29 protein-coding genes and 1 pseudogene are annotated in these 23,595 nt (G+C 71.6%); 18 read left to right on the plus strand and 12 right to left on the minus strand.

What is annotated here, in order from left to right; translation table 11 throughout:
* Together ACFHPP_RS06490 and ACFHPP_RS06495 are read left to right on the plus strand one after the other, a co-directional pair.
* Positions 1-228, plus strand: a 228-nt coding sequence (locus ACFHPP_RS06490; RefSeq protein ID WP_437162451.1) for an integrase core domain-containing protein, incomplete at its 5' end; no start/stop codon positions are given.
* 77 nt (positions 229-305) lie between these two features.
* Positions 306-455, plus strand: a pseudogene (locus ACFHPP_RS06495) (IS110 family transposase); the annotation flags it as partial.
* A 1,395-nt stretch (positions 456-1,850) separates the two neighbouring features.
* On the opposite strand, the gene ACFHPP_RS06500 reads toward ACFHPP_RS06495, so the two are convergent.
* From ACFHPP_RS06500 to ACFHPP_RS06525, 6 genes are all read right to left on the minus strand, one after another.
* Positions 1,851-2,414 carry a hypothetical protein gene (locus ACFHPP_RS06500; RefSeq protein WP_437162452.1) on the minus strand — a complete coding sequence of 188 codons (564 nt, stop codon included), beginning with the start codon at positions 2,412-2,414 and terminating at the stop codon, positions 1,851-1,853.
* Positions 2,415-2,536: 122 nt separating this feature from the next.
* The gene (locus tag ACFHPP_RS06505; protein ID WP_437162453.1) at positions 2,537-3,814 is read right to left on the minus strand and encodes an ABC transporter substrate-binding protein; all 1,278 of its coding nucleotides are present in this window, start codon (positions 3,812-3,814) and stop codon (positions 2,537-2,539) included.
* A 31-nt stretch (positions 3,815-3,845) separates the two neighbouring features.
* The gene (locus tag ACFHPP_RS06510) at positions 3,846-4,676 is read right to left on the minus strand and encodes a carbohydrate ABC transporter permease (protein ID WP_437162454.1); all 831 of its coding nucleotides are present in this window, start codon (positions 4,674-4,676) and stop codon (positions 3,846-3,848) included.
* A complete protein-coding gene (locus tag ACFHPP_RS06515) occupies positions 4,673-5,548 on the minus strand; it encodes a carbohydrate ABC transporter permease (RefSeq protein WP_437162455.1) in 876 nt (291 codons plus the stop codon). Before ACFHPP_RS06515 ends, ACFHPP_RS06510 begins: the two co-directional genes overlap by 4 nt.
* Positions 5,545-6,699 (minus strand): ABC transporter ATP-binding protein, encoded by a 1,155-nt coding sequence (locus ACFHPP_RS06520; protein WP_437162456.1) that lies wholly within the window; start codon positions 6,697-6,699, stop codon positions 5,545-5,547. The genes ACFHPP_RS06515 and ACFHPP_RS06520 overlap by 4 nt, the downstream gene beginning before the upstream one ends.
* A 60-nt stretch (positions 6,700-6,759) precedes the next feature.
* Positions 6,760-7,386, minus strand: coding sequence for a TIGR00725 family protein (locus tag ACFHPP_RS06525; protein ID WP_437162457.1), 627 nt, complete (start codon positions 7,384-7,386; stop codon positions 6,760-6,762).
* Positions 7,387-7,456: 70 nt separating this feature from the next.
* Between ACFHPP_RS06525 and ACFHPP_RS06530 the strand changes: the two genes are divergently transcribed.
* Positions 7,457-8,239, plus strand: coding sequence for a DeoR/GlpR family DNA-binding transcription regulator (locus tag ACFHPP_RS06530; protein WP_437162458.1), 783 nt, complete (start codon positions 7,457-7,459; stop codon positions 8,237-8,239).
* Positions 8,240-8,321: 82 nt separating this feature from the next.
* On the opposite strand, the gene ACFHPP_RS06535 is transcribed toward ACFHPP_RS06530, so the two are convergent.
* Both ACFHPP_RS06535 and ACFHPP_RS06540 read right to left on the minus strand, forming a co-directional pair.
* Positions 8,322-8,726 (minus strand): TonB-dependent receptor domain-containing protein, encoded by a 405-nt coding sequence (locus tag ACFHPP_RS06535; RefSeq protein WP_437162459.1) that lies wholly within the window; start codon positions 8,724-8,726, stop codon positions 8,322-8,324.
* A gap of 333 nt (positions 8,727-9,059) precedes the next feature.
* Entirely contained in the window at positions 9,060-9,476 is a 417-nt protein-coding gene (locus ACFHPP_RS06540; protein ID WP_437162460.1) for a hypothetical protein, read from the minus strand.
* Positions 9,477-9,566: 90 nt separating this feature from the next.
* Between ACFHPP_RS06540 and ACFHPP_RS06545 the strand changes: the two genes are divergently transcribed.
* A complete protein-coding gene (locus ACFHPP_RS06545; protein WP_437162461.1) occupies positions 9,567-9,866 on the plus strand; it encodes a hypothetical protein in 300 nt (99 codons plus the stop codon).
* Between the two features lie 20 nt (positions 9,867-9,886).
* Here the strand turns inward: ACFHPP_RS06545 and ACFHPP_RS06550 are convergent, their stop codons facing one another.
* Positions 9,887-10,168: a hypothetical protein gene (locus tag ACFHPP_RS06550; RefSeq protein WP_437162462.1), complete on the minus strand. Its 282-nt coding sequence runs from the start codon at positions 10,166-10,168 to the stop codon at positions 9,887-9,889.
* Positions 10,169-10,265: 97 nt separating this feature from the next.
* On the opposite strand from ACFHPP_RS06550, the gene ACFHPP_RS06555 reads away from it, so the two are divergent.
* The 10 genes from ACFHPP_RS06555 to ACFHPP_RS06600 all read left to right on the plus strand — a co-directional run bounded on the left by ACFHPP_RS06555 (position 10,266) and on the right by ACFHPP_RS06600 (position 18,111).
* Positions 10,266-10,910: a DNA-primase RepB domain-containing protein gene (locus tag ACFHPP_RS06555; protein ID WP_437162463.1), complete on the plus strand. Its 645-nt coding sequence runs from the start codon at positions 10,266-10,268 to the stop codon at positions 10,908-10,910.
* Between the two features lie 97 nt (positions 10,911-11,007).
* Positions 11,008-11,343, plus strand: coding sequence for a hypothetical protein (locus ACFHPP_RS06560; protein WP_437162464.1), 336 nt, complete (start codon positions 11,008-11,010; stop codon positions 11,341-11,343).
* A gap of 92 nt (positions 11,344-11,435) precedes the next feature.
* A complete protein-coding gene (locus ACFHPP_RS06565; RefSeq protein WP_437162465.1) occupies positions 11,436-12,029 on the plus strand; it encodes a hypothetical protein in 594 nt (197 codons plus the stop codon).
* Positions 12,002-12,553: a hypothetical protein gene (locus ACFHPP_RS06570; protein WP_437162466.1), complete on the plus strand. Its 552-nt coding sequence runs from the start codon at positions 12,002-12,004 to the stop codon at positions 12,551-12,553. The genes ACFHPP_RS06565 and ACFHPP_RS06570 overlap by 28 nt, the downstream gene beginning before the upstream one ends.
* A gap of 22 nt (positions 12,554-12,575) precedes the next feature.
* A complete protein-coding gene (hydA, locus tag ACFHPP_RS06575) occupies positions 12,576-14,060 on the plus strand; it encodes a dihydropyrimidinase (protein ID WP_437162467.1) in 1,485 nt (494 codons plus the stop codon).
* 100 nt (positions 14,061-14,160) lie between these two features.
* The gene (locus tag ACFHPP_RS06580) at positions 14,161-15,033 is read left to right on the plus strand and encodes a hypothetical protein (protein ID WP_437162468.1); all 873 of its coding nucleotides are present in this window, start codon (positions 14,161-14,163) and stop codon (positions 15,031-15,033) included.
* Complete coding sequence (locus ACFHPP_RS06585; protein ID WP_437162469.1) at positions 15,030-16,091, plus strand: PstS family phosphate ABC transporter substrate-binding protein; 1,062 nt, start codon at positions 15,030-15,032, stop codon at positions 16,089-16,091. Before ACFHPP_RS06580 ends, ACFHPP_RS06585 begins: the two co-directional genes overlap by 4 nt.
* Positions 16,092-16,117: 26 nt before the next feature.
* Positions 16,118-16,834, plus strand: coding sequence for a hypothetical protein (locus ACFHPP_RS06590; protein ID WP_437162470.1), 717 nt, complete (start codon positions 16,118-16,120; stop codon positions 16,832-16,834).
* 11 nt (positions 16,835-16,845) lie between these two features.
* The gene (locus ACFHPP_RS06595) at positions 16,846-17,280 is read left to right on the plus strand and encodes a hypothetical protein (protein ID WP_430668603.1); all 435 of its coding nucleotides are present in this window, start codon (positions 16,846-16,848) and stop codon (positions 17,278-17,280) included.
* Between the two features lie 30 nt (positions 17,281-17,310).
* Positions 17,311-18,111: a hypothetical protein gene (locus ACFHPP_RS06600; RefSeq protein ID WP_437162471.1), complete on the plus strand. Its 801-nt coding sequence runs from the start codon at positions 17,311-17,313 to the stop codon at positions 18,109-18,111.
* Between the two features lie 4 nt (positions 18,112-18,115).
* Here the strand turns inward: ACFHPP_RS06600 and ACFHPP_RS06605 are convergent, their stop codons facing one another.
* Complete coding sequence (locus ACFHPP_RS06605; RefSeq protein WP_437162472.1) at positions 18,116-18,709, minus strand: hypothetical protein; 594 nt, start codon at positions 18,707-18,709, stop codon at positions 18,116-18,118.
* A 48-nt stretch (positions 18,710-18,757) separates the two neighbouring features.
* Between ACFHPP_RS06605 and ACFHPP_RS06610 the strand changes: the two genes are divergently transcribed.
* The 3 genes from ACFHPP_RS06610 to ACFHPP_RS06620 are packed head-to-tail and all read left to right on the plus strand — an operon-like array spanning position 18,758 to position 21,103.
* Positions 18,758-19,762 carry a hypothetical protein gene (locus tag ACFHPP_RS06610; RefSeq protein WP_437162473.1) on the plus strand — a complete coding sequence of 335 codons (1,005 nt, stop codon included), beginning with the start codon at positions 18,758-18,760 and terminating at the stop codon, positions 19,760-19,762.
* A 1-nt stretch (position 19,763) separates the two neighbouring features.
* Positions 19,764-20,177 carry a DUF6524 family protein gene (locus ACFHPP_RS06615; protein ID WP_437162474.1) on the plus strand — a complete coding sequence of 138 codons (414 nt, stop codon included), beginning with the start codon at positions 19,764-19,766 and terminating at the stop codon, positions 20,175-20,177.
* Complete coding sequence (locus tag ACFHPP_RS06620; RefSeq protein ID WP_437162475.1) at positions 20,174-21,103, plus strand: hypothetical protein; 930 nt, start codon at positions 20,174-20,176, stop codon at positions 21,101-21,103. The genes ACFHPP_RS06615 and ACFHPP_RS06620 overlap by 4 nt, the downstream gene beginning before the upstream one ends.
* Here ACFHPP_RS06620 and ACFHPP_RS06625 read toward each other — a convergent pair.
* Positions 21,078-21,866 carry a helix-turn-helix domain-containing protein gene (locus ACFHPP_RS06625; protein WP_437162476.1) on the minus strand — a complete coding sequence of 263 codons (789 nt, stop codon included), beginning with the start codon at positions 21,864-21,866 and terminating at the stop codon, positions 21,078-21,080. The two genes, ACFHPP_RS06620 and ACFHPP_RS06625, sit on opposite strands and share 26 nt — an antisense overlap.
* 62 nt (positions 21,867-21,928) lie before the next feature.
* Here ACFHPP_RS06625 and ACFHPP_RS06630 point away from each other — a divergent pair, with 62 nt between their 5' ends.
* Positions 21,929-23,167 carry an MFS transporter gene (locus ACFHPP_RS06630; RefSeq protein WP_437162477.1) on the plus strand — a complete coding sequence of 413 codons (1,239 nt, stop codon included), beginning with the start codon at positions 21,929-21,931 and terminating at the stop codon, positions 23,165-23,167.
* Between the two features lie 16 nt (positions 23,168-23,183).
* On the opposite strand, the gene ACFHPP_RS06635 is transcribed toward ACFHPP_RS06630, so the two are convergent.
* Positions 23,184-23,564: a YybH family protein gene (locus ACFHPP_RS06635; protein WP_437162478.1), complete on the minus strand. Its 381-nt coding sequence runs from the start codon at positions 23,562-23,564 to the stop codon at positions 23,184-23,186.
* Between the last annotated feature and the right edge of the window lie 31 nt (positions 23,565-23,595).

Genomic DNA, 23,595 nt, shown 5'->3' on the forward strand with positions numbered 1-23,595 from the left:
AAGAACCGCATCCTGCTGGAGAACTACTACCTGCCGGGCGCCCTCGAGACGCAGGTCGAGGCCTTCGTCAACCACTACAACCATCAGCGCTACCACGAGAGCCTGCGCAACCTCACCCCGGCCGATGTCTACTTCGGCCGCGGCCAGACCATCCTGCTCGACCGTGAGCGCATCAAGCGGCAAGCCATCCAACAACGCCGCTTGATCCACCAGCAAAACGCCGCCTAACTCCGAAACCCGATGCGCCAGAACCTCCGCTAGCCAGCCGCCTACGCTGTCTCAAAGCATCCGACGACGGACACCCGCCGGAAGGCCGTGGCCAGCGGGGCTCGGCCTACGAGTACAACCTGACCCGGACCCGGCAGGAGGAGAAGCGAGAAGCTGAACAATCCGAGGTCGCCTACAGGCGGTTGACCGAAGGCTGGACCAAGCGAGGCCGGAGGGTGCCCATGGGCGGAGGCGGTGACGTCGCTCATCTGCGGCGCGGCCGAGCGCTCGACCACCTGGGCGGAGTTCGAGATCGCTCTCGCCCTCGACGGTATCGCCATCGTCGACCACCCGACGCCCCGGCGCAGCCGCCTCGCATTTGCCGCTGGTCACGCAGCCGGCGCCCCGTGGGTTCCGGGGCTGCGCGCCGGCTGGCCGGCCTCCCGCGCAGTCGCGCGCTTCGGCTACCACCAACCACGCCCCGAGACGGCCCCGATCGTCGCTGACCTGCTGCTTGCCTGTGGGCTTGTCGCGGCCGACGGGCGGCGGCCCGAGCGCCCGGCTGGTCCGCGACCACTCGGCAGGCCACCGCGTCCCCGACAGCCAGCGGAATTCGCCGAAGTCACCGGGCGGCAGCATCAACCCGCCCCGCTTCGTCCAGCTCCCGCCCGATCCCCGGACAGCCCGTCGCTGGCACGGCTCGGGCTGGCCGCCCGGCGTGAGGCTGTGGATGACGCGGAGATCGCCGCCAGGATGTTCGCGCTCGTCGCGATCGGAGACGCGCTTGAGCGCAACGGCGTCCCGCCCGATGTGCGGCAGGTCTTCGCGCGATGGCGTCGCGCCGCGCAGGCCCGCAGTCGGCGCCGGGTCGCGCGGGCGCAGCATGCTGTCGCGCGAGACCTGGATGGCGGCGGCGATGTGCCGGGGAATGGCGCCGAGCCGATGCGGGGCGGTACCCCTGCTGCCGTGCCGGCGGCGGCTGCCGGTACCGACCCAGTAAGGCGCCGCTCCGCCCGCCGGGGACGACCGGAGCGCCGCCCGACCGGGGCGGGGGTACGGCCCTCGCGCCGCCGCCAAGCGTCATGCGGGGCCGCGTGCGAACACGACTAGGATTCTTGCGGATCTCGTGGGACAGCTCCGGGCATTGACGGAGGTCGGCTCGGACGCGATCGCGTCAGCCCCGGCCCTCGGCAGCCTCGCAGACCTGGCCGCGCTCGCGCTTCGCGCCGGCGATGACGGTGGACGTGCTGCGAATGCCTGGCTCGAGGAGCGGCTACGCCAGCAGCTGGAGGCTGATCCGACGGTTCGCACTGCGGCCGCTGCGTGTTGCGAAATGATGATAGCGTGTCGCGAGGCGGCGGCATCGCTGCGCGTGGTCGCCTTGCCTCACGCGCAGCGCTTTGACGACGGCGAGCGGAACCTGATCGAGGACGCGCTCGCCGCGGCGCGTGTCGCATCGGGCTGGGTGCCCGTCGCGGAGACTGAACACCCGCTGGCGAAGGCTGCACGGTCCATAAGTGAAATACCGCGGCCCAAGACAACGCCGCCGCCGCGCATGGGACGGCGAGGGCGCTGGCGGAGCGGCGGCGCGGCGGGCGGGCGCGAGGCAGGCCTCTCGCGCCCACCGCCGAGGAGGGGCCCTGTCAGGTGACGGGCCCGGCCGCCCCGGGCGGTGGCAAGCCGAAGCCAGTACCGACCAGCAGACAAATGCGGATTGGCATCGCCCGTCTGCCGGACGAAGCCTCGCCTGGTTGCGAGACGCCCTTGGCGGCGTCGACGATGGGGTGTGCCTTGATTAGGGCAGCTGGGCCTGCCCGACCCTCGGGCTGAGGCCCGGTAGTTTTGCGCCGCGCCTTGAGGCGCTCGGCGACGAGCTGGTCGATTGTCTTGCCGTTGAGCACGCGCTGGCGGCCGGTGTTGCAGGCGGCATTGAAGCCGCGGAGCAGCTGCTTAAGCTGGACGTGGGACGAGATGGTGATGCCGAGCACCTCGCTGCTGACCCGATCCTTGAAGCGTTCCACCACTCCAATTGTTTGCGGCGATCGCTGCCGGGCGTGACAGTACTTTGCGCCGAGTTTGGCGCAGGTCCTGGCAAAGCGCGGTGTGAAGCAGCTGCCGAGGTTGAAGAAGTGGCAGAGCCAGACCGCGCGCAGGATCATTGCGGCCGGAAAGCGGTAGCCGTGGCAGGTGGCCGACTGTGGCGTCATACCGCAGCCTCGCTGAACCTGCCCGCTCCGGGCCAGCCGGTGCCCGCTCGGCGATGCCCCGCATCGTTATGAGCAATCCGCTCGGGCAACATGATCTTTTTGGCCGGACCAGGGCCTGATGCTCAGGCCCGCATCATGCTGCCGGTCTGCTGCACCATCCGCTGCAGGCCGGCCTCCGGCGCCACGTCGCCGCGCATCACGCTGGTCAGGATCTCCTGCTGCATGCGGTGGATGCGCGGGCCATTGGCACCGTAATCCTCCCAGGGCAGCGACTTGTCGGCCTGCATCGCGGCGCTGCGGGCATTCGGGTTCTGCTGGTACCAGCCGCCGAGGAATTCCGCACCCTCCGCGCGCCGGTTGGTCGGCAGGTAGCCGGTCATCTCCACCGCCACCTTCTGCGCCTCCGGCCCGGCGCTGTACTTCACGTATTTCCAAGCGGCTTCGCGCTTCGCCGCATCGCGCGTCAGGATCACCGCCGCATTGCCGCCGGTCGGCACCCCGCCATTCGCGGCATCGGTGATCGGGAAGGGCGCGGTGCGCAGCGGGAAGCGGCCACCGACCAGGCCGGTGATGACGCCGAGCCGCGCCGGGCTGTCGAAGATCACGCCGGTGCCGCCGGTGCCGAATTGCTGGCGGTTCTGGTCGGCGCCGATCAAGCCCATGCCGGCCTCCGCCACGAAGCGCCGCGCCAGTGCCATGGCGGCCTGGCCCGCCGGGCCGCCAAAGCCGACGCTGCCATCGGCGTTCAGCATGCGCCCTCCACCCTGCTGCACCAGCGCCTGCCACAGCCAGTCGCTGTCGAAGGAGTTGATGTAGTAGGACACGCCCATCGCTTCCGGCGCCGCCGCCTTGATGCGACCACCGAGCGCCACCACGGCGTTCCAGTCCTTCGGGAAGCTGTCCGGATCGCCCCCGGCGCGGCGCACCAGTTCCGGGTTGTAGTAGGCAATGGGGGAGGAGGCGTTGAACGGCATGCCGTACTGCGTGCCGTCCACCTGGCCCAGCGCCAGCATGCGCGGGCTGAAATTCTCCTGGCTCCAGGCCGCGCCCTCGGACGCGATCATCGGGGCCAGGTCGGCAATCTGGTTGCGCGGTGCCAGGGTACGCGCCAGCTCCGGCAAACGATTGAAGCCAGGGAAGGTCACGTCCGGCAACTGGCTGGTCAGCGCGCCGCGCAGCAGCGCCTGGTGCTGTTCGTCGTAATTCGGCGCCGGCTGGCGGAAGGCGATGCGGATGCCGGGATTGGCGCGGGTGAAGGCCTCCGCGATCGGTGTGAAGAAGCGCGCGAAGGACGGGTTCGCGAACAGCACGTCCAGCGTTACCTGCCCCTGCGCGCGGGCGATGGCGGGTGCCGCGAGCAGTGCGGCGCCGCTGGCGAGAAGGGTCCTGCGTGTTGTCATCTGGTGGGTCCTCTCCGTGGTGGGGGCCGCCTCAGCGCGGCCCGGTCATGGTGATGCCGCGCAGGAAGGCGCGGCGTGCGGCGAAGAAGCCGAGGATGAGCGGCGCGGTGGTGATGGCCGCCGCGGCCATCAGGGCGCCGTAGTTGCCGCCGGTCTCGCTGTCCCGGAACGCCAGGATGGCGAGCGACGGCACGGACCGCTCCGTCGAGGTCACGACGATAAGTGGCCAGTAGAGGTCGTTCCAATGCGCGACGATGGAGAAGATGGAGAAGGCGGCGATGGCCGGCAGCGCAGCCGGTGTCGCCAGCCGCCAGACGATCTCGAACTCGCCCATGCCATCAAGCCGCGCCGCGTCCAGCACCTCATCCGGGTAGCCGCGGAAGAACTGGCGGAACAGGAACATGCCGAAGACCGTCAGGAAGAACGGCACCATCAGCGCGAAGAAGGTGTCCAGCAGCCCGGCCTGGGCGAGGCCAAGATACAGCGGCAGCGCCGGCACCTGGATCGGCACGCACAGCCCGAACAGCACCAGCCCGAACAGCCATTCGCGCCCGCGGAACTTCAGCTTGGCCAGCGCATAGGCCGCGGGAATCGCGAACAGCAATTGCACCACCAGGATGCCGAGGCAGACAACAGCGCCGTTCAGCAGGGCGCGCGGCAGATTGCTCTCCGTCAGCGCCACGCGGTAGTTCTCGAAGCCCGCGAAGCGCGTCGGGATCAGATTGAAGACGGCGCCGAACACCTCCTCCGGCGGGCGGATAGAGGTGAGCAGCATCCACAGGAAGGGTGCCGCCATCAGCACCGCGCCCGCCAGCAGCACGGCGTGCGAGAGCAGCGCGCCGATCATCCCGCGGCGCCTCATGCGTAGTGCACCCTGCGGTCGATGGCGCGGGCCTGGATGATGGACAGGATGATGAGGAACGCGAGCAGCACCACCGTCATCGCGGCCGCGTAGCCGGTGCGGAAATACTGGAAGCCTTCCAGATACAGCACATACAGCAGCGTCTCGGTGGACCCCAGCGGTCCGCCCTTGGTCAGCACCGCCACCGTGTCGAACACCTTGAAGGCGGCGATGGTGCTGGTGATGGTGACGAACATCGTCGTCGGTCCCAGCAGCGGCCAGGTGACGCGCAGGAAGCGGTCCACGCCGCCGCCCGCGCCGTCCAGCGCCGCGGCCTCATACAGGTCGCGCGGAATGGCGGAAAGGCCGGCCAGGAACAGCACCATGTTGAAGCCGACCTGCTGCCACAGGCCGATCATCGCCAGCGTGCCGAGGGCCAGGGATGGATCGTTCAACAGGTCCACGCCCGCCAGCCCCAGCGCGGCGAAGACGGCGCTGACCGGGCCGAGCGAGGGGTGCAGCATGAACTGCCAGACGGTCGCCATCGCCACCAGGGTGGAGGTGACGGGCAGGAAGTAGATCACCTCGTAGAAGCTGCGAGTCCGCACTCGCGCATGCACCAGCAGCGCGATGCCAAGCCCGCCGAACACCGCCCCCGGCAGCACGAAGCCGACATAGAGGAAGGTGTTGCGGAGCGCGCGTTGAAACACCTCGTCCTGCAACAGCGCGGCGTAGTGGCCGAGGCCAACCAGGCGGATGGCCATGGCACCGAGCCGGTAGTCGGTGACGGACAGCGCCAGCAGCACCAAAAGCGGTCCGATCAGCAGCGCCAGCATCAGCGCGAAGGCGGGGGCGGCGAAGGCGGCGCCCGCCAGGGCCTTGGCGCGGTTCATGCGGTGATCCTCGCGCCGAGCCGCGTCACGATGCGCCGGCCATCGGCACCGAACAGGTGCAGGCGAGCCGGATCGATGGCGAGGCTGAACCGCTCCGGCACCGGCGCGGTCGCCGGCACGCGCGCCACCAGCGCGGCGCCGGCTGATGTCACGACGTGCAGCAGCCATTCGGCGCCGAGATTTTCTGCACGGCGGAGCGTGACGGGCAGAGTTCCGGGTGCTTCCGCTGGCGCCGGCTCGAGCGACTCCGGCCTGAGCCCCAGGGTCACCGGGCCGTGCGGGACCGCGCTGTCGGCATGCAGCCGCAGGCTTTCCGCCAGGATGATGCCGTCGGCGCGCGCTTCGGCCTGCAAAAGGTTGATGGGCGGGCTGCCGATGAAGCGGGCGACGGCCATGCTTGCCGGCGTATCATAGAGCGCGGCGGGGGTGCCGAGTTGCAGGATGCGCCCGGTTTCCATCAGCGCGACGCGGTCCGACATGGTCATCGCCTCGACCTGGTCATGTGTGACGTAGACGAAGGTGGCGCCGAGCCGCTTGTGCAGATCCGCCAGCTCGGTCCGCATCTGCACGCGCAGCCGCGCATCCAGGTTGGACAGGGGCTCGTCCATCAGGAAGGCGGCGGGGTCGCGCACCATGGCGCGGCCGAGTGCCACGCGCTGGCGCTGGCCGCCGGAAAGCTGGGCCGGCTTGCGGGCCATCAACGGCAGGATGTCCAACTGCCGTGCCACCGCCTCGACCTCCGCCATGATGCCGCGCCGGATGCGCGGGCGGCGGGGCGACAGCAGGCGCAGCAGCGGCAGGCGCTCGGCCAGCGACAGGCGCCGCATCTCCAGCGGCGTGGCGATGTTCCCGGCCACGGTCATGTGTGGGTACAGCGCGTAGGATTGGAACACCATGGCGACGTCGCGCGCGGCGGGCGGCAGCGCATCCACCGCGCGCCCGCCGATGCGCACCTGCCCTGCATCCTGCGGCTCGAACCCCGCGATGGTGCGCAGCAGCGTGGATTTGCCGCAGCCGGAGGGGCCGACCAGGGTCAGGAACTCGCCGGGCGCGATGTCCAGGTCGATGCTGTCCAGAACCGTGGCCGTGCCATAGCGCTTGACGATGCCGCGCAGGGTGATGCCGGCGGGAGGGCGACGTTCAGGCGGCACGGTGCATCCTTTGCTGCGCCGCAGTTACGAAATCTTCCACAGCGGTGGCGAATGATCGTTTCATGACATGCCCAGGAGATGTGCGGCGACCCGCGCCACCGCCGCTTCCGGGCTGTCGCAGCGGACGACGCCCGGAACTTCCGGCGCGCGGCCGAGCGCCAGGACGAGCCGGTTGAACTGCATGGCCAACGCCATCTCGGACAGGGTGCCGTAGGCGCCGCCGACCGCCACCAGCGCCACCGCCGCACGGGCCAGGATGGCGTTGCGGGCCGGGCCGATGCCGGTGGCGAGCGGAATCGCCACATGATCGTTGGCGCCCTGCCATTCCTCATCCGGCAGCAGGCCGAGGGTCAGGCCACCGACGCGCCGTGCACCGCGGCAGGCGGCCTCCATGGCGCCGCCCTTGCCGCCGCACAGCAGCACCAGCCCCGCCTGCGCCAAGCCGTGCCCGACCGCCTCCGCCGCGGCCAATTCTTCCGGCGAGGCTTCGCGCGGGCCGATCACGGCCACCGGTACGCCGCGCAGCAGGCGGGCGGCGGCGAGCGCGGCGAGGGCGCCCTGCGGCGTCACCAGCTCGCCGCCCGGGCGCGGCGCAGCGGCGCGCCAGGCCAGTCGCCAGGGGTCGAAAGCGGCGTCCGGCCGGTGCAGGCTGGGACCGTCCGGCCCCCAATGCAGACGCAGGTCCATCCTTGCCTCCCCTCGCAACCCTCGCGCCGGTGCTTGTTCCGGCGCAAGCGAATAATGTAAGAAAGCTTCCATGGAGCTGCCGCCTGAGCAAGATGCCACCCCCAACCCGCGTCAGCAGGCGATCCTCCGCCAGGTGGCCGAGCAGGGCTTTGCCACGATCGAGGCGCTGGCGCGGCGCTTCGGCATTTCGGCGCAGACGGCACGGCGGGACATCATCCAGTTGTCCCAGGCGGGCCTCCTGCAGCGTTTTCATGGCGGTGCCGGGCCGGTGGGCGCGGTGCGGCTGGGCTATGCGGAGAAGCGCGAACGGCAGCCGGCCGCCAAGGCCCGTATCGGTGCCGCGCTGGTCGCGCTGCTGCCGCCGCGGCAGGCGCTGTTCCTCGATGTCGGCACAACGGTGGAGGCAGCGGCCGTAGCGCTGGCGGGGCGCAGCGGCGACCGCATCTTCACTAACAGCATGGTGGCCGCGCTGGCTTTCGCCCGGGCCGAACACCCGGCCGTGCATGTGCTGCCCGGGCGGCTCGGCGGTGGCGATGGATCGCTGCTGGGTGGCGAAACCGCGGCGGCAGTGGCAAACCTTGCGCTCGATGTCGCGGTGATCGCCTGTTCCGGGTTCGATGCTGCCGGCGCCCCGATGGACTTCGATCCGGAGAAGGTGGCGATCAAGCGTGCCGCCATGGCCGCGGCGCGAAGAACGGTGCTGCTGTGCCATGCTGAGAAGTTCGGCCGCAGCGCGCTGATTCGCGTGGCGCCGGCTCGGGCCGTCTGGACACTGCTTTGCGACGAGGCGCCGCCGGAAAAGCTACGCCAGGCCTTTCTTGATGCTGGGGTCGTGCTGCGCGTGTCGGATTAGCGGGTTTGCCAGCCACGAGGCGTGATTGCGTGGCTTGGATCAAGGCCGCTTCGCAGCGCTGGCTGAAGGTGCGGCCGCGAAATCACCAAGTGTAGCTCAGCGTGCCGAGCACGGGCCGGCCGGTTCCGTAGAAGCATGCCGAGGCGCTGTCGCAGGTGGCGACATAGGTTTCGTCGGTCAGGTTGCTGGCGCTCAGGTTGAAGCGCATCCCGCGCAGCAAAGGGTCCAGTCGTTCCAGATCGAAGCGTATCGCGGCGTCGAGCAGCGTCACGGAAGGCACCAGGCCGGCATTCGCGTTGCCCACCGGCGTGTTGCCGACATGGCGCTCGCCCGCGCCGATGCCGATGCCGCGCAGCGCGCCCTCGCGGAAGCTGTAGTCGCCATAGACGCTCGCCGTGTGCGCCGGCACGCCGTTCGGCCGGTTGCCGGCGGTGCCATCATTGGCCTGGGTGATTTCCGCATAGAGGTAGGTGTAGGAGCCGAGCACCCATCAAGGCCGCTGGTGCTTCGGCAAGACCCCGATGCAGACCTTCCTGGACAGCCGCGCTCTCGCGCGCGCAAACAGCACATTGGCGAGGTCGCGTGACCCGCGGCGCCTGACAGCTTCGACCTGGCGGACACCCGCCACGCCAGATCGGCGACTGTCAGATCAAGTGCAGACTTCTACACCTCGATCAGGATCGGTCATTTTGCGAAAGCCTCTCATCACGGACGGTTGCCAGGTCTTGCGGCTGTTTCGAGTTCCTTCCCGGCAAGGGTCAATCGGTAGCGCCGATGAAGTCTGACCTTTGCACCGTGGTCTTTGGCCGCGGAGGCGGCCTCATTCCGGAGGCCTGCGGCCTCCCGGATGTACAGACGACCCTGCGGGCAATTGGGCCGGTGTCCCCGACATTCGAGAGCAGAAGGTCGGGAGATCCCCCTCCGACTCCGCTGACCTGGACCCCCTCCCACCGCTCTCCGACGCAGGCCTCGCCCCCGAAGCGCTGACGCTTTTGGAGGGGGGTGCAGCCCACGAATAAGCGGTCGTTGGAATGCGGGCATGCGGGCAGCCCGCGTGGTTGTGCCAAAAGCACCCATGCGCCTCAATGGCAACGCGCAGCTCGGGCAGTGCAAAGTCAGGCGTGCCAGGAAGGGCGGCCTGCGTCGTCACCGGACCGCCATACACCCGCCGCTCCGCGGCAAGCACAAGCCTCTCCGGACATGTGTCGTGCACAGGCATGCGCGCCATGCTCGTCATGGTCGTTCTCCAGGTCTGAATTTTTCAGGGGAATGTCGCGGCGGATCTGCGGATTCGCATCGCCGGATATCTGCACGTAAGGTGCAGACCATGCCCGACCCCGTCAAGCCCGACCTTGCATTCACACCCGCCACCCTGCGCGCCGGCCGTGCCATGCTCGGCTGGACACAGCCCCGCCTCGCGGAGGAGGCGGGCGTGTCGGTGCGCACGGTCAAGGCCGTGGAGACAACGACCTCGCCAGGGGACGACACCGAGACCCTGCGCTGCAGGCCAGCAACAGCCGACCGGCTGCGCCGGGCGCTGGGGCGTGCCGGCATCGGCATTGCCCGGCATGGCAAGGTGCTCGCGGTGACGCTCGACACCGACGCGCGGCGGCTGCGCCGCCGCTGAGGAGAAGACAGGGGAAGAGTTCAGGAAGTCCTCCGTGCGTCGGCACGCCGGGGGGCGGCGGCTGGCGGCCGCCCCCGCGCCGTGCCCGACGCACGGAGAAAAGGGGAAGAGAAGCAGGGATAGGGCAGCGGCCGCCCATCCCGCAGCACAGAGGACGCGATGCGCGCCGCACCCCACATCACCAGCACCAGCACCAGCACCAGCGCCAGCACCAGCACCAGCACCAGCGCCAGCACCAGCACCAGCACCAGCACCAGCACCAGCACCAGCACCAGCACCAGCACCGATGCCCGGCTGAACACCACACGACCTGCCGTGCAAACCCGTCAGGTCACCGGAAGCATTCCATCACGGCCGGGTGTTCTCACCACGGTGGCCTGCACCAACAATGACGCCAGGATGCCACTTGGCGGGAGGGCGCGCGATGTCGTGGCGCGTTGGTGCAGCGCCCTTCCTGCGCGCGACTTCCTCGTCGCCGTCCGCAGCAACAGTGACGGCCGCTGCGTGCAGGCACGCATCAGCAGAGGAGATCTGCTCGCCGCGCTCGGCTGGCTGCGCCACCGCAATGCGCTAGGCGCGCATGTCGTGGCGCGGCCCTGGGGCACGCGGCACGTCCTGGTCGACGGTCTCACGCCGGGCCGCCTGGAGCGCCTCGCAGCACAACACCAGTCGGCCATCGTCGTCGAGGCGGAGCCAGGCTTGCTGCAGGCGTGGGTCACCGTGGCCGAGGATGATGTCGAGGCGCCCGTCGCGGCGGCGGTGGCGCGGACGCTCGCGCGCGCCTTCGGCGGTCTGATCCCGACGGCGTCCGCGCGGGCGCTGGGCGGGCTACCTGCGTTCACACATCCGGCCATGCAGCGGCATCCGGATGGGCGGCCGCGGTTCCTCCGCATCATCTCCTGCATCCCGCCGCGGGTGGATGGACGTGCGGCGGACCTCCTCGTCCAGGCGAACGCCGAACTCGCGCGGATAGCGGCCCGCCGCGGCGCGGGTGTGGCCAGCACCTCCCCCTATCGTGGCTGCTGGGCACGCCACGATGGATGACCATAGGAAGGGGGGCCGGACGGCCCCGACCGGATCGCGCAGCCTCCGTCTCCCCGCCGCACAACCACCGGCTGGGACGCCGGGCGGTACCGCCGACGTGCTGGCAGCTTGCGGTCAGTCGGACAGCGACGTCCGCCTGCTCGTCGCGAGCAGCCCGTGGCTGGCCCGGTTCGGTCCGAGCCAGCTGCACCACCCGACCCCGGGGCACGTCCTCCCGGGGGCGCTGCCGCCGCTGCCCGGAGCGGTCCACGTTGTCCTCGCCGGGGCCTTTGCCGCCGACGGGGGCGCGCTGCGACGCATCCGCCTCGGCCTGCGCGGCGCGCTCGGCGCGGCCGCCCTCGGCGGCGACCCGGTCGCAGCCGCCCGTGACGCACTCGGTCCCGAGGCCGCCGTCGCCATCGGCTTTCACCGGGCCGCCACGCCCGCCCGCTGAGCGGGCGGGCTCACCACCGACACTTCACCACTAGGTGCCGCACGCAGCAGCAGCGCCTGCGCGCACGTCCTACGACACGGAGACGACCCAACATGAACATCATCACCCCACCGGCCGACGAGCGGGACACCTGGCTCGGGCGCACCCACGGGCTGCGCACCACCGATGCGGCGCGTTTCCACGGCCAGGTCCGCATCCGCATGCGGGAGGACCGTGTGTTTGCCCAGCATCATGACAACGAGTTCAGGGCGCTCGACTGGGAATGCATCTACCGCGACGCGAAGGCGCGCCGGCGCAACCCGGCGGAGGAGGTCGTCGGGTTAGATGTGCCGGGACTGCAGGTCATCGACCCCGGGCTCTGGGAAAAGGTCCAGGCCCGCCTCGATGCAAACCGTGCGCCGCGGGAGGCGGGAGAGACGCTCCCGCGGTTCTGGGAGCGCCGCCGGCCGGAATACCTGCTGAGTGGCAAGGTGGTCTGCGGCATCTGCGGCCGAACCTGCAAGCCAGTCGGCCGGGACTACCTCGCCTGCGCGGCCACGAGATTCGGCGCCTGCACCAACGGCGCCCAGGTCCGCCGCGCGCCTTCGCGGAGGAGGCGAAGGCCGGGACCGCCTCGGCCGAGGCCGCCCGGGGAGAGCAGCGGCGGGAGGTGGCCGGGGTGGAGCGAAAGATCGCCAACCTGCTGAATGCCCTCGAGGAGGGCGCCCGTGGGCAAGGCCTTGGCGAGCGCTACGTCGGGCTGGAGACGCGGCGGGAGGAGATCCGCACCTCCCTCGCCGGGCTGCCACCCGCACCAGCGCGGCTGCCCCCCGACCTCGGGGTGGTCTACCGCGTCCGGCTTTCGGCGCTCCGGGAGGCCCTGGCTTGGGAGGGCGCGCCGGAGGCGCTCGAGGCGGCGCGGACCTTGATCGGGCGGGTGGTCGTCATGGCGCCGGACGGCGAAGGCGGGCCGCCCGGCATCGAGCTGGTGGGGCAGTTCAGCGCAATGCCAGAACTCGCTGGCGCGGTTCTGCCGGGCGGCACCTCACCCGAGGCACGCGCCCCCGGCCGACCGCGCTCCGAGAGTTCGGTCAAAGGGGATCACCGAGGGCGGAGCCCTCCCTGCGAACAACCCGCGCCGACCACGCCCCGCCAAAGGCCCAGGACCATCGCCCTTCCGTTGCGTCCTCCGGTGGACAAGCCCGGGCGGGATGCGCACCGTGGGGGGTGATGGTGACGGTGGGGGGTTTGGCATGGCGGCGTATGATCTGGTGGTGCGGGGTGGCACCGTGGCGACGGCGGCGGAGGTGGTGGAGGCCGATATCGGCATCGTCGGAGGGCAGATCGTGGCCCTCGGGCGCGGCCTGGCGGCGGGGCGGGAGGAGGTGTCGGCCAAGGGGATGGTGGTGACGCCGGGCGGGCTGGATCCGCACTGCCATATCGAGGAGCTGGGCCAGGACGGGTCCGTGCATGAGGAGAGTTTCGCCAGTGGGTCGGCGGCGGCGCTGGCGGGCGGGACGACCTCGTTCATCTGTTTCCTGCCGCAGTGGAAGGGGCACAGCCTCGCGGACAGTGCGCCCGGGTATGAGGCGCGGGCGAGCCAGTCGCGGTGTGATTATTCCTTCCACCAGATCATCACCGACCCGACGCCGGATGTGCTGCAGCGGGAGATTCCGGCGCTGGTGGCGCGCGGCGTGCGCAGCCTGAAGGTGTTCCTCACCTATGATCCGCTGCGGCTGACGGATCGGGAGCTGATCGAGGTGCTGGCGGTGGCGCGGCGGCACCGGGCTTTCGTCACCATCCATTGCGAGAACTACGAGGCGATCGGCTGGCGGATCGAGGCGTTGTTGCGCGCCGGGCTGACCGACCCGTTGCAGCACGCCTGGTCGCGCCCGCCGGTGGTGGAGCGCGAGGCGACGCACCGCGCGATCGCGCTGGCGGAGCTGGTGGACCAGCCGGTGCAGATTTTTCACGTATCCTGCGAGGAGGCGGCGGAGGAGATTGCGCGGGCGCGAGCGCGCGGCGTGAAGGTGTGGGGCGAGACCTGCCCGCAGTATCTCACGCATTCGCACGAGGATTTGCAGGGCCCGGATTTCGCGGGCGCCAAGGCGGTGTGCTCGCCGGCGCTGCGCGAGGCGGGCGAGAACGCGAAAGTGTGGCGGCGCATCCTGGACGGCACGCTGGACGTGGTGTCCTCCGACCATTGCGGCTTTTCCTTCGCGACGGCGAAGCGATCTCCGGGTGGTGGCGGCTATGGCATGGGCAGCGCGGGGTTGCGGCCCGATGGCACGCCGGCCTTCAACGCGATTCCGAACGGCGTGCCGGGCATCGAGACGCGGCTGCCGGTGCTGTTTTCCGAGGGCGTGTCGAAGGGCCGCATCGACCTGCCGCATTTCGTCCGGCTGAGTTCCGCCAATGCGGCGAAGCTGTTCGGGCTGGAGGGTCGCAAGGGCAGCCTGATGCCGGGCGCCGATGCCGATTTGGTGCTGTGGGACCCGGATGCGGAGCGCGTGATCCGCAACACCGACCTGCACCACGCCATCGACTACACGCCGTGGGAAGGTTTTGCCGTAAGGGGCTTTCCGAGCGTCACCATCGCCGGCGGCCAGGTTGCGGTGCGGGATGGGGAGGTGCTGGCGCAGCCGGGCAGCGGGCGGTTCCTGGCGCGTGGCCCCTATGCGGCGGCGCGGCCGACCGGGCGCGTGCCGGACGGCTTCGACGCGGCGGGAGTCGCCTAGCCACATCGGGGTGCGAAACTAGCTTTACGGAATCACAACCAATCTTCGCTAATCCAGGGGGGGCCGGCGCAGGTCGGCCCTTCCGGAGGCGATGCACCTCGTGACCATTCCGTTCTCGCGGCGAGCCCCCACCGCCCTGCTGCTCGCAACCCAGGCGGTGCCTGAACCGGAGTCCGCGCCGAGGCGCAGGCCGGGCCCGCTGACCGGCTTCGTCGCCGGCCTGGCCCTGGCGGCCACCGGGCTGGCGCTGCTGGGGCCGGGGCCGTTCGGCGCCGCCCATGCCAATCTGCCGCCGCCCGGCCTGCCGTCCACCGAACAGCTTGACCCGCTGCTGCGCAACGCCGCCGCGCAAGCCAGCCGGGCGGAAGCCGCGGCGCAGCGTGCGGTCGCGGCGACCGAGCGTGTCGCGACGCTGGTCGCGGAGCGTGGTCCGCCGGGCGAGCGGTTCCTGGTCGCCGCCCTGCTGCTGCGCGCCAGCATCGCCACCCCGCGGCCCTGGCTGCGCGAATACCAGGCGATGGCGGCGCTCGCCCCGCCCGGTGCGCTGCCCCCTTCGCTGGCCGAGGTGCTGGCGAGCCACGCCGCCCGCGGCCTGCCCTCGGAAGCCGAGCTGCGCGAGCGTTTCGCCGCGCTGGCGCCGCAGCTTCTGGCGCGCGCACCGCGGCCGGAGACGATGCTGGACCGGGCCTCGGCCATGGCGGCGGGGCTGCTGGCGAATGTCGGGCTGGCGGGGCCGGCGCCGGCCGGGCTGCTGGAAGGCGCCATGGACGGCATCCTGGAGCATCTGCGCCGTGGCAACCTGGCCGGTGCGGTGGCGGATGCCGGGGCGCTCGATGCCGCGGTGCAGCCCCTGCTGGCCGGCTGGCTGGCGCAGGCGCGCGCCCGGCTCGCGGTGGAACAGGCGGTGCAGGAGACGCTGCTGCGCGCGCTGGGCCCGCCGCGTGACGCCGTGGCGATCGGAGGTCCGGCATGAAGCCCGTGCGCCGCCTGATGGCCGGTCTCGCGCTGGCGGTGACGCTGGTGGCGCCCGCCGTGGCGCAGACCGGACTCGCGATGCGGGACCGGCTGGTGGTGATCAGCTCCGGCTCCGCCACCGCGGTGACGCAGATTCTGGCGAGCGGATTCACCGAGCGCTACGAGGGGGTGACGGCGCCGCTGGTCCGCCTGCTGCCGTCCTCCGCCGCGCTGGAATTGTTCTGCGCGGGCCTGGGCGCGCAGACGCCGGATATCGCCATCGTCGTGCGGCGCATGGCGCGCAGCACGCTGGACACCTGCCAGGCGAATGGCGTGCGGGACGTGGTGGAGCTGCAGCTCGGCCTCGGCGCCGTGGTGCTGGCGGTGCGGCGTGGCGAGCCGACGCCGAACCTGACCACGCGCCAGGTCTGGGAAGCCCTGGCGGCGGAGCGCGTGACGGCGGAGGAGTTCGTGCCGAACCGCACGGCGAACTGGTCCGACCTGGCGCCCGCACTGCCGCAGACCCCGATCCGCCTGCTGATGCCGCCGCGCGGCAACGGGACCACCGGGCTGTTCGAGGACATGGTGCTGGAAGGCGGCTGCCGCGACGTGAAGGCGGTGCGGCTGCTGTTCGAGGCGTCCTACCGCCGCGGCAAATGCATCACGCTGCGCGACGATGGCCGGGTGCGGCTGATGGAGGGCGTGGAGATTCCCGCGGCGCTGCTCGCCAGCCCGCCCGGTACCGTCGGCCTGGTCTCCTACGACCAGTTGCTGGCCAGCGGCGGCAACCTGGTGGCGCTGGCGCTGGATGGCGTGCTGCCGACGCAGGCCTCGATCTTCGCGCAGGACTATGTCGCGACGCGCACCGTCTATCTTTACGCCAAGCGCCAGCACACGCGGCTGCGGGACGGTATCGGCGTGGTGCGCGGCATCCGCGAATTCCTGAACGAGGCGATGGCGGAATCCACCACCGGCCCCGGCGGCGCGCTGTCCGTCACCGGGCTGGTGCCGCTCGGCCCGGCGGAGCGCACGGCGCAGCGACGGATCGCCGACAATTTGACCGCCATGTCCCGATGATGCGCCCGCGGGAGGAGAATGCCGCGATGTCCCGATCCCCTGGCCTGCGACGCCTGCTGCTGGCGGCGCTGCTGGCGCTGCCCTGCGGCGCGCCGCTGGCGCAGACCGCGCCGATGGTGCCGCGCACGGTGGTGACGGCGCCGTTGCAGGACCTGCCGCATTCCGGCGGCTTCGGCGAACGGGCGGGCGAGATGTGGGGGGAGGTGCTGGACCTGTTCGGCTTCGGCACCGGCTCCGGCCACTTCATGCGTCGCCACGGCGCCCTGCAGCGCGGCCGCGCCAGCCAGGACGACTTCACCTGGCTGATGGACATCTCCGGCTACAAGCTGAAGGAGATCGAAAGCTCCGTCGGGCTGATCCCGACCTTCGGCCTCACCTTCGGCCAGGCGCGGGAGCTGACGGAGGCGGATCGGGACTTCGTCGTGCGGATGCTGGACCGGCACGCGGCGCGCAACCCGGGGCCGGTTGCCGTGATGCAGCGGACCATCGTGCGCGGCATCCTCGATGCCAGCGAGATCGGCGGCTTCACCGTGGACAAGGTGGATGTGGATCTGTTCCCGCTGCCGCGTGTGAAGTTCGTGCTGACGCCGACGGATGCGCCGCTCGGCATCGAGGCCAGCCGCATCCTGCGCGCGATCGACCGGCTGAATGCGCGGGTGCAGGGCATGGCCACGCAGCAGCCGCAGGGCATGGACCTGCCGACCACGCCGCAGCCGCCGGCGCTGCGCCCCGCCTCGTTCTGAAGGACTGCACGATGCACGCCACCGACCAGGATGGCCGGTCCCGCTTCGGGGAGCTGGTGAAGTTGCAGATGCAGGGGCGCCGCTTCCTCGACAAGGCGGAGGAGCGCCGGCTGCTGGAGGAAGGGCTGACGCGCTACGGCCTGCGGCTGGAGGAGGCGACGGGGCTGCTGCGCGGCGCCGCCGAGCAGGGCGAGATCGCGCTGGAAGGCGAGATCGGCCGCTCCGCCGGGCTGCTGCTGAAGACGCTTGCGGATCGCCGCAACCGCGTGGCGCGCGCGGATTTCGCCAAGGCCGTCGCCTTCTACCGCGCCCGCGCCGGCGCCGGGCTGACGGAGGCGGAGGCGGCGCGGCGGGTGAAGCGGCAGATGGAGGAACTGGCGCTGGAGCCGAAGCCCTCCGGCGGCCTGATCCGCACGCGGCGCTGGTACCGGTCCATCGGCGCCTGACCGCGCGGCACCAGCCCAGGAGGGGCCGGCTTGGAACTTTCGCTGCCACACCAGATTGCCGCCCTGCCCTTCTGGCTGGGCATCCTGCTGACCACCGGGGTGCCGGTGCTGCTGGCGCTCGGCATCGGCCATGTCGTGCATGCGCTGTTCACGCCGCTGGAACTGGCGGCCAACGTGCCGCTGGGCGTGGTGAAGTACGGCTTCGTGGTGGAGATCTATGCCGTCGTCGCGGCGCTCGCCCTGGTCGGCGCCTGGGACACCTACCAGACGGCGCGCGACACCGTGCAGAAGGAGACCGCCGGGCTCTACATGCTGGCGCTGTCGGTCGACAGCTTCGCCGGGCCGGAGGCGGCGCCGCTGCGGGCGGAGATGCGCACGGCGATCCGCCTGTATGCCGCTGCGGTGGTGGGACAGGACTGGCCGGCGATGCAGGCGGGCCACGGCGCCAGTGGCTCCGAGGCCGCCTTCCAGCGCCTGGCGCGTGCCTTCTTCGATGCGGAAGGTTCGACGCCCGGCCAGCAATCCCTGAAGCAGACCACCGGCGACTGGATGTCCCAGGTGGGGGAGGCGCGGGTGGCGCGGCTCTCCGTCATGTCCCGCACCCTGGCGGGGCTGATCTGGGCGCTGGTGCTGACGGTGTCCGTCGCCACCATCGCCTTCCAGTGGTTCTTCGGCGGCGGCCATGTGGCACTGCACTACGCGATGGGCGCGGTGGTGGCGCTGATCGTGGGCTCGGTGCTGCTGGTGGCGGTGAAGCTGGCGTTTCCCTTCGTCGGCGATCCCGCGCTGCTGACGCCGCGGCCCTTCCTCGCGCTGATGGAGGTGACGTGATGCCTCAGTGGTCCGGCCCGGGCCGCGCGTACCGCCAGCGCTGGAAGCCGAACAGCGCGAGGGCGAAGACCCAGAAATTCAGCAGCGCCAGCATCCAGGCCAGCAGATGCGCGGCGTAGTGCAGCAGCAGCGCCGTGGCTGCGGCGACCAGCAGCAGGGCGATCAGCGCGCGCAGCCCGGCGATGCCGGGCCACCGGTGCAACGCCAGGACGGTCGCGGCGGCCAGCAGCAGCAGGGCCAGCGCCGCGGGCCAGGCGCGCATCCCACCCTCGCGCAGCGCGGCCACGGCGTGGTCCAGCGTGGCGCGCGCGGGCAGGCCGAAATCCCGCAGCAGCGCCGGCAGGCCGATCCGCCACGGACCCTCGGGTGCGAAGATGCGGGAAGGGCGGAAGCTGTCGCCATGCGGCACGGCCAGCAGCAGCGCGAGACCGAGCATGAGGCCGGCGGCCAGGGCCAGCAGCGGCACGGCCTCGGCATCCGGCGGTGCCAGGGTGGCGCAGGCAAGGCGCGCCAGACGTGCGGCGGCCCAGCCCAGCAGGATGGCGACGACTGCCTCCACCCCGCTCCACAGGCCCGTCAGGAGGATGCCGGCATCCATGGACCGAGGCTTAGGCGGATCGCCGGCCTGCGTCCATGGGTTGTGTTGTTGCTCCTGATCTTCGCGCCGATGGCGAAGGCGCAGCCCGTCGCGGTGCGGGCGCCGGATGGCACCTGCACCCTGCGGACGCTGCCGCAGGACCAGGCTGCCGCCTGGGATGCGCGGCTGGAGGAAACCGCGGCCGGGCTGCACGCCCTGTCCGCGCGCCTCCTGGCCGATGCCGCCGCGATGCGCCTGGCCGCGGCGCGGGAGGCGGTGCCGGCCTTCGGCGACTGGGCCTATGACTGGGTGCAGAGCTACATGACCGCGTACCGCGTCCTCGGCCTCGCCGCCCGCGGCCTGGCGGAGGGCGTGGCGGAGGCCGATGCCGCCACCCTGCCGGACCGCATCGCGCTGGCCATGGCGATCCCGGTGCGGGAAGCGTTTCGCCAGCGCGTGCTGGACCCGGCGATCCCGGCGGAGGCGCTGGCGGCGGACCGGTTGCATGTCGCATCGCTGGTCGAGGCCGAATGGCGGCAGGCGGTCGCGGCCCTGGCGCGGGAGGCGGCGCTGTTCCCGCGCGCCGTCACCATCGCCCCCGGCGCCGTCGCCGCCGCGCGCGTCGATTTCGCCGCCGCCGGCCGCCCCCTCGCGCCGTGGCTGGCAGCGGCCGGCCCCGCCGATCCGATGGCGCTGCTGGCGGAGGAAGGCGCGGAAGGCGGCACCGTGTTCCTGCGCGCCATGCGGCCGATGGCGGCACGGCTCGGTGCGCTGGCGCTGCGGGTCAGCGAGGCCGGATCGCTCGTCGCCACCGGCGGCGCCTTCGGCTACGCGCTGGCCGGCTCGCCCGGCGTGGCGCTGGGCCTGGCGGGCGGCGTCGGCCTGTCCTGGGGCGTGGACTGGGCGTTCAACCGGGTGGATTCCGCGCTGAACCGGCAGGCCTTCGAGGCACAGGCGCTGGCCGCGATCGACCGCGCCGAGCATCGCCTGGCGGCGCAGGGCGCGGCGGCGGTGGCGGCGGCGCTCGCGGCAAGGCGGGCGGCGCTGCTGCCGGCCGCGACCGGGTGCGGCTGAGATGAGCGTGCCGCGCTTCGACTGGCGCGGCGTGGTGGCGCGCGGGCTGTTCTGCCTGTTCGTGGTCTTCGCGCTCTACAACCCCTCCGGCTATTCCTACCTGCATTGGCTGGCGCAGGGGTTCGGCTGGTTCTGGCTGAAGCTGGCGGTGGGCACCGTGCTGGCCGTGGTGCTGCTGATGCTGTGGCGCACCACCAGCGGCGTGCTGAAGCGGCCGGGCATTGTGCTGGTGCTGCTGTTCTGCCTCGGCATCGGGATGAGCTGGGCGCACGTCACCGGGCTGCCGGTGCTGGGCGCGGACTCGCTGCTGGTCTGGGCGCTGCTGAGCCTCGCGGTGCTGTTCACCACCGGCCTGTCCTACTCCCACCTCGACCACCGCCTGGGCGGCATCACCCATACCGAGGAGATCAAGTGACCCCCGCCCCGCCAGGCCAGGCCGATGCCTTCGTTGTCAGCTGCATCGACCCGCGGCTGACCGACGACACCACCTTCCTGATGGCGGCCCTCGGCCGCACCGACCGCTATTCGGAAATGCGCATCGCGGGCGCCGCGCTGGCGGCGGTGGACCCGGCGCGGCCGGCCTGGGGCACCGCGCTGTGGGAGAATCTGGCGGCGTCCCGCCAGCTGCACGGCGTGCGCACCGTGGTCTTCGTGAACCACCGGGATTGCGGCGCCCTGCATCTGTGGGCCGGGCGCCGCCTGGCGGACGACCCGGCGGAGGAGTTGCGCCAGCACCATGGCGTGCTGGAAGGCGCCGCCGCCGCCGTGCGCGCGCGGCATCCGGACATGGCGGTGGAGATCCGGCTGATGGAGCTGGACGGCACCGCCACCCTGCTGCCCTGCGCCGCCTGCGCCGCGGCTGGACCCGCCACGGGACTGCTGCGCGCGGAGGCGGTGCCGGACCCGGCGGCGGCGCGCTTCGCGGACCTCGCCCGCCTGCGCATCGGCGATGGCGCGCTGGATGCGGCGGCCGAACGCGCGCTGCTGGTGGAGGGTGTCACCCGGCACGGCCTGACGGCGGAGGCCGCCCGCGCCGCCCTGTCCAGCGCCGCGGCCCAACGCGGCCGGGCCACGGTGGTGGCGGCGGAGCGGGAGGCCCTGGCCTTCCTGCGCAGCCGGGCCGGGCGCGGGGTGCAGGTGGACCAGGCGGATGTGGTGCAGGCCGCGGGCCTGTACCGCGCCCTGGTCGGCGCCAGCCTGCCGCTGGCCGAGGCCAAGCGCCACATCGCCGGGCTGATCGAGCGCGAGGGGCTGGCGCCACGGCCGGAGGGTCTGCTGCGCTCCACCGCCTGGTTCCGGCGCCTCACCACGCCCCTCACCCCCGGGCCGCCCCCGGCGTGATGCCGAAGGCGGCGCGGAAGGCGGCGCCGAAGGCGGGCGCGCTGGCATAGCCCACCGCCGCGGCGGCACGGGCGGGTGTCTCCCCGCCGGCGAGTCGCGCGGCGGCTTCGGCCAGGCGCAATGTCTGGCGCCAGCGGGCGAAGGACAGGCCGGTTTCCGCCCGGAAGCGGCGCTCCAGGGTGCGCGGGCTGGCGCCGGCGAGTGCGGCGAATTCCTCCAGCGTGCGGGTGCTGGAGGGCGCGGCGCGAAGCGCGGCGGTCAGGCGGCGCAGGCGCGGGTCGCGCGGTTCCGGCACGCGGAAGGGCAGCGACGGCGCGCGGGCAATCTCGTCCAGGATCAGCGCGGCCAGGTGGCCGCCGCGCCCGGCCGGGTCCCATTCCAGCGGCTCCGCGCAGGCCGCCAGGATCAGCTCGCGCAGCAGGGCGGACACCGCCAGCACCGTCGTCGCGCCCGGGCCGGCGGCGGCGGCATCGGCGCGCAGGAACAGCGCACGCATTGCCACGCCACCTTCCGTCGCGACCTCATGCGGCGCCCCGGCCGGCATCCACAGCGCGTGCAGCGGCGGCACGATGAAGCCGGCCTCGTCCGTGCTGATGCGCATGACGCCGCGCGTGGCGTACAGAAGCTGGGCGCGGTCATGCGCATGGCGCGGCACCTGCGCGCCATCCGGGTAGTCGCGGGCGAAGGCGGCCAGCGGCCGGTCCACCGCATCCTGCGGCAGGTCGGAGCGGATGGGCGGCGGATTCTGGCGGATTGGCGACATGGTCTGGCAGGACGTCGTTAAGCCGCCAGGATAGCATGGCGGCAGGCAGAGGAAGCAGGGTCATGGATGCGGCAGCCCGGCAGATCTGGTTCGTCAATGCGGCGCATGTCTTCACCCATTACGGGCTGCTGATCCTCGCCACCGCCGTGCTGGCGATGGTGCTGCAGGAACCCGGCCTGTTCGGCACCGACTACGGGCCGATCCTGGCCCTCGGCACCGGCATGTTCGTGCTGTACGGACTCGGCAGCCTGCCGATGGGCTGGCTGGCGGAGCGCTTCGGGCGGCCGGCGATGATGGCGGGCTTCTTCATCGGCAGCGGCGCCGCCCTGGTGCTGACCGGTTTCGCGCCCGGGCCGTATTGGCTGGCGGCGGGGCTGGCGCTGATGGGGGCGTTCAGCGCGATCTATCACCCGATCGGCACGGCGATGCTGGTGGATGCGGCGGGACCCAAGGTGGGCGCGGCGGTGGGCGTCAACGGCGTGTTCGGCAATCTCGGCGTGGCGCTGGCGCCGGTGGTGACGGCCTTCGTCGCCGCCTGGATCGGCTGGCGCTGGGCCTTCGTCATCCCCGGCGTGCTGAGCATCGGCTTTGGCCTGCTGTATCTGCGCGAAGGGCCGGAGGACGTCGCCCGCAACAAGGCGGCGGGCAAGCCGTTCCCGGAGATTCCGCGCGCCGTGGTGCGCCGCGCCGTGGTGGTGCTGCTGTCGCTCGCCGCCGTCTCCGGCTTCATCTTCAACGCCTTCACGCTGCTGCTGCCGAAGCTGATGGCGGAACGCCTGGCGAATTCGCCGGATTTGCTGCCGGTGGTGGGGCTGCTCGCCTTCCTGGTGACGATCTGCGGCGGGATGACGCAGTTCACCGTGGGCCGGCTGATCGACCGGCACACCTTGAAGCGCGTGTTCCTGCCGCTCGCCTGCATCCAGATGCCCGGCTTCCTGCTGCTGTCGACGCTGCAGGGCTGGATGGTGCTGCCGGTGGCGGGGCTGATGGCGGCGGCGATCTTCGGGCAGGTGACGGTGAACGAGACGATGACGGCGCGCTACGTGGCGCCGGCGCTGCGCACGCGGCTGTATTCCATCCGCTTCTTCGTGGGCTTCCTGGGCGCCGCGGCCGCCAGCCCGCTGATCGCCTGGCTGCATGCGACGGCGGGCGGGCTGGGCACGGTGCTGGTGGTGCTGGCGAGCTTCGCCGCCGTCACCTTCGTCTGCGCGCTCGCCTTCCCGGACCGGAAGGAGGAGTTGGCGCCGGAGCTTTGGGCGAAGCCGGTGCCGCCCAAGGGGCAGGCCGTGCCGGCGGAGTAGGCGTGCCGGCCGCGCCTCAGCCGTTCATGTTCCAGATGTCGCGGTGCCATTTCCAGTGCCCGCCATCCTTCTTCCAGATGACGATGTACTTGATCGGGACCGCGCCGCTTTCCGTCCCGACCTCCCCGCGCGCGACCTCGTGGGCGCAGTCGCCATGCACCTCGACCTCGAAGGGTTGCAGGCGGCAATGGGTGATGCGGAGGCTTTCGGCGGCGGATTTCCAGAAAGCCCGGATACCTTCGAGACCGGATATGATGTCGCCGCCGGGTGGAAGTATCGAGGCATCCTGCGTGTAGACACGGGCAAGTGCATCGAAGTTCTTCTTGCCGCAGACTTCTTCATCGAAGATGCGGTTCACTTCGCGCATTGCAGCCAGTGCGTCCTCATCGTGATGCATCGACCCATCCTTCACGTCCGGTTACGAGCGG

The sequence above is a fragment of the Falsiroseomonas sp. E2-1-a20 genome (genome assembly GCF_051433195.1).
Taxonomy (GTDB): Bacteria; Pseudomonadota; Alphaproteobacteria; order Acetobacterales; family Acetobacteraceae; genus Falsiroseomonas.